At 73.1% G+C, this 7,716-nt stretch carries 6 protein-coding genes; 2 read left to right on the top strand and 4 right to left on the bottom strand.

Annotation, left to right across the window (positions count from 1 at the left end; genetic code table 11):
• Window positions 1-46 precede the first annotated feature (46 nt).
• From FHE66_RS03935 to FHE66_RS03920, 4 genes are all read right to left on the bottom strand, one after another.
• On the bottom strand, window positions 47-784 hold the full coding sequence (locus FHE66_RS03935) for a succinate dehydrogenase/fumarate reductase iron-sulfur subunit (protein WP_139071686.1): 738 nt from the start codon (window positions 782-784) through the stop codon (window positions 47-49).
• Entirely contained in the window at window positions 781-2,751 is a 1,971-nt protein-coding gene (locus FHE66_RS03930; protein ID WP_139071685.1) for a fumarate reductase/succinate dehydrogenase flavoprotein subunit, read from the bottom strand. The genes FHE66_RS03935 and FHE66_RS03930 overlap by 4 nt, the downstream gene beginning before the upstream one ends.
• A 22-nt stretch (window positions 2,752-2,773) precedes the next feature.
• Window positions 2,774-3,466, bottom strand: a complete 693-nt coding sequence (locus tag FHE66_RS03925) for a succinate dehydrogenase cytochrome b subunit (protein ID WP_230976426.1) — start codon at window positions 3,464-3,466, stop codon at window positions 2,774-2,776.
• Between the two features lie 62 nt (window positions 3,467-3,528).
• On the bottom strand, window positions 3,529-5,415 hold the full coding sequence (locus FHE66_RS03920; protein ID WP_176554640.1) for an HNH endonuclease signature motif containing protein: 1,887 nt from the start codon (window positions 5,413-5,415) through the stop codon (window positions 3,529-3,531).
• Between the two features lie 420 nt (window positions 5,416-5,835).
• Here FHE66_RS03920 and FHE66_RS03915 point away from each other — a divergent pair, with 420 nt between their 5' ends.
• Together FHE66_RS03915 and FHE66_RS03910 are read left to right on the top strand one after the other, a co-directional pair.
• A complete protein-coding gene (locus FHE66_RS03915; RefSeq protein WP_139071683.1) occupies window positions 5,836-6,930 on the top strand; it encodes a mannose-1-phosphate guanylyltransferase in 1,095 nt (364 codons plus the stop codon).
• A gap of 23 nt (window positions 6,931-6,953) precedes the next feature.
• The coding region (locus tag FHE66_RS03910; protein ID WP_139071692.1) for an amidohydrolase at window positions 6,954-7,716 on the top strand (763 nt) is incomplete at its 3' end.

Raw genomic sequence — 7,716 nt, 5'->3', positions numbered from 1 at the left:
GAGGGCGCTACCCGCGACTCGCGCGGGTAGCGCCCTCGGTGGCCGGTCAGCCGCGCAGCGCGGTGCGCAGGTCGAAGTTGAGCTGGTTGATGGTGTCGAGCGGGATGCCCTTGGGGCACACCGCGGCGCACTCACCGATGTTCGTGCAGCCGCCGAAGCCCTCGGCGTCCTGCTGGGCGACCATCGAGACGACCCGGCCCAGGCGCTCCGGCTGACCCTGGGGCAGCTTGCCGAGGTGGGTGACCTTGGCGGCGGTGAACAGCATCGACGAGCCGTTCGGGCAGGCCGCCACGCAGGCGCCGCAGGCGATGCACGCCGCGGCCTCGAAGGCGGCGTCGGCGTCGATCTTCGGGACCGGGGTGGCGTGCGCGTCCGGCGCCGCCCCCGTGTTCGCGGAGATGAACCCGCCGGCCTGGATGATCCGGTCGAAGGCCGAGCGGTCGACGACGAGGTCCTTGATGACCGGGAACGGGTCGGCGCGCCACGGCTCGACGGTGATCGTGTCGCCGTCCTTGAAGGAGCGCATGTGCAGCTGGCAGGTCGTCGTGACCTCCGGGCCGTGCGCGATGCCGTCGATCATGAGACCGCACATGCCGCAGATGCCCTCGCGGCAGTCGTGGTCGAATGCCACCGGCTCCTCGCCGCGTGCGATGAGCTGCTCGTTGAGCACGTCGAGCATCTCGAGGAAGGACATGTCCTCGGAGATCCCGTCGAGCGGGTAGTCCACCAGGGTGCCGCGGACCTGCGCGTTGGGCTGGCGCCAGACCTTGAGGGTGATTCTCACTTGTAGCTCCGCTGCTTCATCTCGACGTACTCGTACACGAGGTCCTCCTTGTGGAGCACCGGCGCCTGGCCGTCACCGCCCCACTCCCAGGCCGCGACGTAGGCGAACTCGTCGTCGTGGCGCAGCGCCTCGCCGTCCTCGGTCTGGCTCTCGGCGCGGAAGTGCCCGCCGCAGGACTCGCGACGGTGCAGCGCGTCGATGCACATGAGCTCGCCGAGCTCGATGAAGTCGGCGACCCGGTGGGCCTTCTCCAGCGACTGGTTGAAGTCGTCGGCGGCGCCGAGCACGCGGACCTCGCGCCAGTACTGCTCGCGCAGGGCCCGGATCTTCTCGATGGCCGTCTGCAGGCCCTCGGCGGTGCGCTCCATCCCGCAGTACTCCCACATGATGTGGCCGAGCTCCTTGTGGAAGGAGTCGACCGAGCGGGTGCCGCCGGCGTTCATCAGCCGGTGGATGCGGTCCTCGACGGCGGCCCGGGCCTCCTGGACCGCCGGGTGGTCCTCGGCGACCTTGGGGAACGGGCCGTCGGCGAGGTAGTCGTTGATCGTGTTCGGCAGGACGAAGTAGCCGTCGGCCAGGCCCTGCATGAGCGCCGAGGCGCCCAGGCGGTTGGCGCCGTGGTCGGAGAAGTTCGCCTCACCGGTAACGAAGAGCCCGGGGATCGAGGACTGGAGGTCGTAGTCGACCCACAGGCCGCCCATCGTGTAGTGGACGGCGGGGTAGATGCGCATCGGCACCTCGTAGGGGTTCTCCCCGGTGATGCGCTGGTACATGTCGAAGAGGTTGCCGTACTTGGCCTCGACGGCCTTGCGCCCCAGGCGCCCGATCGCCTCGGCGAAGTCGAGGTAGACGCCGCGCCGGACGCCGTCGACGGCCGGGCCGACGCCGCGACCCTCGTCGCACACGTTCTTCGCCTGGCGGGAGGCGATGTCGCGGGGGACGAGGTTGCCGAACGCCGGGTAGATCCGCTCGAGGTAGTAGTCGCGGTCCTGCTCGGGGATCGCGCGCGGGTCCTTGTCGCAGTCCTCGGCGCGCTTGGGCACCCAGATGCGCCCGTCGTTGCGCAGGGACTCGCTCATGAGCGTGAGCTTGGACTGGTAGTCCCCGGACACCGGGATGCACGTCGGGTGGATCTGGGTGTAGCAGGGGTTGCCGAACAGGGCGCCCTTGCGGTGCGCGCGCCAGATCGCCGTCGTGTTGGAGCCCATGGCGTTGGTCGAGAGGTAGAAGACGTTGCCGTACCCGCCGGTGGCGAGGACGACGACGTCGGCGAGGTGCGTCTCGATCTCACCGGTGACCATGTCGCGGACGATGATCCCGCGGGCCTTGCCGTCGACGACGACGAGCTCGAGCATCTCGTGGCGGGTGAACATCTCGACGGTGCCGGCGGCGACCTGGCGCTCGAGGGCCTGGTAGGCGCCGATGAGGAGCTGCTGGCCGGTCTGGCCGCGGGCGTAGAACGTGCGCGAGACCTGGACGCCGCCGAAGGAGCGGTTGTCGAGCAGGCCGCCGTACTCGCGGGCGAAGGGCACGCCCTGGGCGACGCACTGGTCGATGATGTTCGCGCTGACCTCGGCCAGGCGGTAGACGTTGGACTCCCGGGCGCGGAAGTCCCCGCCCTTGACGGTGTCGTAGAACAGCCGGAACACGGAGTCGTTGTCGTTGCGGTAGTTCTTCGCCGCGTTGATGCCGCCCTGCGCGGCGATCGAGTGCGCCCGGCGGGGGGAGTCCTGGTAGCAGAAGGACTTGACGTTGTAGCCGGCCTCGCCGAGCGTCGCGCCCGCCGAGGCGCCGGCCAGGCCGGTCCCGACGATGATGACGCTGATCTTGCGGCGGTTGGCCGGGTTGACGAGGCGGGCGCCGAACTGGCGCTCGCGCCAGCGTCGGTCGACGGGGACGGCCGGGGCCTTGGTGTCGGCGATCGGGGCGCCCTCGCGGTAGAGGCCGTCGATGAGCTGTTCGGTCATGGAAAGCACTACTCCGCAGGGTCTAGACGATGCCGAAGGCGATGGCGAGGGGCGGCAGGAGGAAGCCGACGACGATGACGAGCGAGACCGCGAGCGCGGTCGCCTTGAGCGCCGCCTGGCGGTTGCGGTTGGACCAGCCGAGGGTCTGCACCGCGCTCCACATGCCGTGGCGCAGGTGCATCCCGAGGGCGATCATCGCGACGACGTAGATCGCCACCAGCCACCAGACCTCGAACGCGGCGACGAACCGCTCGTACGGGCTGTCGTAGGACCCGCCGACCTCGATGGTGAGGGTCGTGAACTGGAGGATGTGGAAGACGAGGAAGAGGAGGATCGTCAGACCGCCCCACATCATCGTGCGGGACGAGAGGGTCGAGGCGACCGACTTCTTCACCGCGTACTTCTGCGTACGCGCGGCCCGCTTGCGGCGGGTGAGCTGCGCCGCCGCCCATACGTGCAGCACGAGGCTGACGATGAGGCCCACGCGCATGATCCAGAGGAAGCCCTCGTAGGGGAGCATCGGCTCGCCGAGCACGCGCAGGTGGTGCGCGTAGCCGTCGTAGGCCTCCTGCCCGGAGAGCGCCTTGAGGTTTCCGTACATGTGCGCCAGCACGAAGAGCAGGAAGAGCACCCCGGTGGCGGCCATGACGATCTTGAGAGCGACCGACGTCCGGCGGCCCTTGACCTGCCGCGCCGCAGTTTGAGTGGTGGACACATCAGCATGGTAGTCACAAGTCGGTAGTGGTCCGGACCAAGGGCCCAGACGGGCCGGTTCGTCTAGAACGGTGGTCCGGTGAGGGTCGCCACGGCCGACGTGGCAGAGTCCGGGCGACGCCAGGTGACCCGGCCGTTCTGGTCGCGGTGGTAGCGGTGGCCGCTCGGGGTGGTCCACTCGAAGGTTCCCTCGCCGGTGCGCCGGAGGCGGAACGAGCCGAGGGTCTTGAGGGTGTGGTCGGCGGGGCAGAGGGCGGCGAGGTTGAGCGCGCTCGTCGGTCCCTGCGGGTAGGGGACGACGTGGTCGAGGTCGCAGCCGGCGGCCGGGGTCGAGCAGCCCGGGACGACGCACGTGCGGTCCCGCGCCCGGACGAGCTCGGCGATCGCGGCCGGTGGCCGGTAGCGGGTGCGCCCGACGTCGAGGAGCCGGCCGCTGAGCGGGTCGGTGACGAGGCGCTGCCAGGTACCGCCGCTCAGGGCGAGGGCGCGGGCGACGTCCGGGGTGATCGGGCCGTACCCGTCCAGCTCGGCGACCTCGGCCGGGGTGGGGCCGTCGTCATCGGGGCTCGGCCCCGGGAGGCCGTGGGCGCCGGTGCTCGGGACGAACGACTCGGATCGGGTCGTGCGGGGCGGGTTGTGAGCGGTCCCGGGTGGCCCCGTGCGTTCGGTGCCGAGGTGGGCGGAGCTGTTCCCCGGTGGCTCGGTCAGCCCTTCGGCGAGGTGGTCCGGGCACTCGCCCGGGTTGGCGAGGCCGCCCTGCGCGGTGGTCGGCAGCACGAGGGCCGAGAGCGGGACGGTGACCCGGATCTGGGCACGCCGCCCGCCGATGGTGCCGACCGGCATGCGGAGCATCCGCAAGTAGTCGCTCACCGGTTGGAGGTCCTCGGCGCCGGTGGCCGCGCTCGGGACGTCGGGGGCGCCGTCGCCTGCGACTCGCTCCTGTCCGGGCTTCTCGGGCAGACCGATGAACCCCTGGTCCAGCGCGGTGTGGCCGAGGAGGGCGAGCGCGTCAGCGCGGAGCTGGTCGATCGTGCGGGTGTCGCCACCCGCCTTGGCGCCCATGGCCGCCGCCTCCAGCGCGAGATCGAGGCCGGCGGCGTCGGTGGCGGGCAGGACGGCGTAGAGGGCGGCCATGCCGTCGGGGAGTGGGCGCGGGTGGTCGACCCGGCGCGCCTCCCGGGCCGCCCGATGACGCTGGGAGGCACGGTGGGGGTCGACGGCGACGAGGGCCTGCTGCACCGCCCGGCTCAGCTGGTTCGCCGTCTGGTGGGCGGCGCCGGGCAGGACCTGTCGCTGGACCTCCCACGCGACGTCCGCGGGCTGGTCGCCGAGCAGCCGGGCGAGGGTGTCGGCCTTGACGGGGTCGAGGTGACCGAGCCGCAGGGCGTCGGCGGTCTGGTCGAGGGTGTCGCGGAAGAGGGCGGCGTTGCCGACGATGCGGCGGGCGGTGCGGCGGGGGATCCCCAGACGCGGCGCGAGCTCGGCGGCGGCAGCGTCAGCGGCGAACCGACCGCCGGGCAGCGGGTGGTGGGGGTTGATCCCGGGGCGCCGGGTGAGGCGGCCGGTGAGCTCGGTGAGCCGGGCGTGGGCCCAGGAGGCGAGGCGGTGGTACCCGGCGATGACCTCGACGAGGTCGTAGAGGTCGAGCCCGCGCGGGTCGGTCGCCTCGAGGGCGCCGGCCAGCTGTGGACCGGGCGCGACCGTGGCGAGCAAGTCCGCGAGAGCGGCGGCGGACCCGGAGATCCCGTGCGGTCCGGCGGAAGGCGGGGCCTGCGTGAGTCGCACGGCACCGACGGAGTCGGCGTCTCCTGCGAAGGGGTCGGGCCCGAGCGGGTCAGGCGGCAGCGGCGCCAGCTCGGCCGGCCCGTCGTCGTCGACCAGCCAGGGAGGTGGCTCGGCGGGGTCGGCGGGGAGCAGCTCACCGACGGCGATCGGTGCCGGTGCACCCATCCTGCTCACCTCCTTCGGTTCGCCGCCGATCATCTGATCGACCTGACTTCACGCTATCGGCGACCACTGACATCGGGGCCGAAGGCCGTGGACACCGCCCGGGCGCTGCCGTGCGCTCGGCGGTTCCCACCGCGCGCCGCACCGCAGGAGACACGACCACCCGCCTCACCCGCATCACCGCCCTCACCCTGGCCGCCGCCCTGCTCGTCACCGGCTAGCTGAACGCCTACGAGACGGGGCCGGCCCGCAACTCCTCGCTCGCCCCCCCGGAGGCCGGCGTCCACACCCGCCGCGAGGTCGCACGTTCCCGTCAGCGGTCGCCGGAAACATCGGAGGACCTGGGATCGAGATGTGCGACCTCGGCGCGCGCGGGGCGGGCGGGACGGGCGCTGCCTCCCACCCCCTGTCTAGGCTGCCCGCATGACGCCGAGCCAGATCCCCGGGTTCCACGCCGTCGTCCCGGCCGGAGGGGCCGGGACCCGGTTGTGGCCGCTGTCCCGCCGCGCCCACCCCAAGTTCCTCCTCGACCTCACCGGCAGCGGGCGCACCCTCCTCCAGGGGACGTGGGACCGCCTCGCGCCGCTCGCCGAGGGCGTCGTGGTCGTCACGGGCGAGGCCCACGCGGCGGAGGTGGGGACCCAGCTGCCCGCGCTGCCGCCCGCGAACCTCCTCACCGAGCCGTCGGGCCGCGACTCGATGGCCGCGATCGGGCTCGCCGCGGCCCTCCTGCGCGAACGCCACGGCGACGTCGTCCTCGGCTCGTTCGCCGCCGACCACGTCGTGCGCCGCCCCGACGCCTTCGCCGCCGCCGTGCGCGAGGCGGTCGCCGCGGCCCGCGCGGGCTACGTCGTCACCGTCGGCGTCGCCGCCGACCACCCCTCGACCGCGTTCGGCTACATCGAGGAGGGAGACCCGCTCGCCCTCGACGGCGCCCCCACGGCCCGGCACGTCGCCCGCTTCGTCGAGAAGCCCGACGCCGCGACGGCCGCCGAGTACCTCGCCACCGGTCGCTACCGGTGGAACGCCGGCATGTTCGTCGTGCGCGCCCAGGTGCTCCTCGACCACCTCGCCCGGCTCCAGCCGCCGCTGCACGACGGTCTCCTCGCCATCGCCCGCGCCTGGGACACCCCCGGGCGGCAGGAGGTGCTCGCCCGTGAGTGGCCGCGCCTCACCCGCATCGCCATCGACCACGCCGTCGCCGAGCCCGTCGCCGCCGACGGCGGGGTCGCCGTCGTGCCCGCCGACCTCGGCTGGGACGACGTCGGCGACTGGCGCTCCCTCGCCGGGCTGCTGCCCGCGGGGGAGGGGAGCGTGCGCACCCTCGGCGACGCCGGCCTCACCCTCGCCCTCGACAGCCCCGGCGCCCTCGTCGTGCCGGGCGACCGGCGCGTCGCCGTCCTCGGCCTCCCCGGCGCCGTCGTCGTCGACACGCCCGACGCCCTCCTCGTGACGACGGCGGACCACGCGCAGCGGGTCAAGGAGATCGTGGACCGGCTGCCCGAGGCGCTGCGCTGAGGAACCGCGCTAGGGTCGCGAGGGTGAACGACGTCCCTCCGGTCGACCGTCTCCTCCAGCTCGCCGACGAGCTCGACGACGAGCTCGTCGCCCTCCGCCGGCAGATCCACTCCAACCCCGAGCTCGGGTGGATGGAGCGCGAGACCACCGACCTGCTCGCCGACCGCCTCAAAGCCGCCGGGCTCTCCCCGCGCCGCCTCACGAGCACCGGGCTCGTGTGCGACATCGGACCCGACCCGCGGGCGCGGGGCCGACGGCGCATCGGCCTGCGCGGCGACATCGACGCCCTCCCGGTCACCGAGACCACCGGGCTGCCCTTCCGCTCGCGCAACAAGGGCCTGTCCCACGCCTGCGGCCACGACGTGCACGCCAGCGCCGTCCTCGGCGCGGGGCTCGTCCTCGCCCGGCTGGCCGAGGAGGACCTGCTGCCCGTCGGCGTCCGCCTCATCCTCCAGCCCGCCGAGGAGGTCCAGCCCAGCGGCGCCAAGTCGCTCCTCGACGCCGGGGTCCTCGACGGCGTCGAGCAGATGTACGCCGTGCACTGCGCGCCCAAGCTCGAGGTGGGCCGGATCGGCTCGCGCATCGGCCCGATCACCGCGGCGTCGGACAACGTGACGATCACCGTCCGCTCGAACGGCGGGCACACCTCCCGGCCGCACCTCACCGGCGACGTCGTCTACGCGCTCGGCCACATCATCACCCAGCTGCCCGCGGTCCTCGACCGCCGCCTCGACCCGCGCTCGGGCGCCAACCTCACGTGGGGCGCCGTCAACGCCGGGCGGGCAC

It is taken from the genome of Georgenia sp. 311, assembly GCF_006151955.1.
Lineage (GTDB): Bacteria > Actinomycetota > Actinomycetes > Actinomycetales > Actinomycetaceae > Oceanitalea > Oceanitalea wutianyii.
Note: the sequence above shows the minus strand (reverse complement) of the source record. Positions and strands in the feature narration are given on the sequence as shown.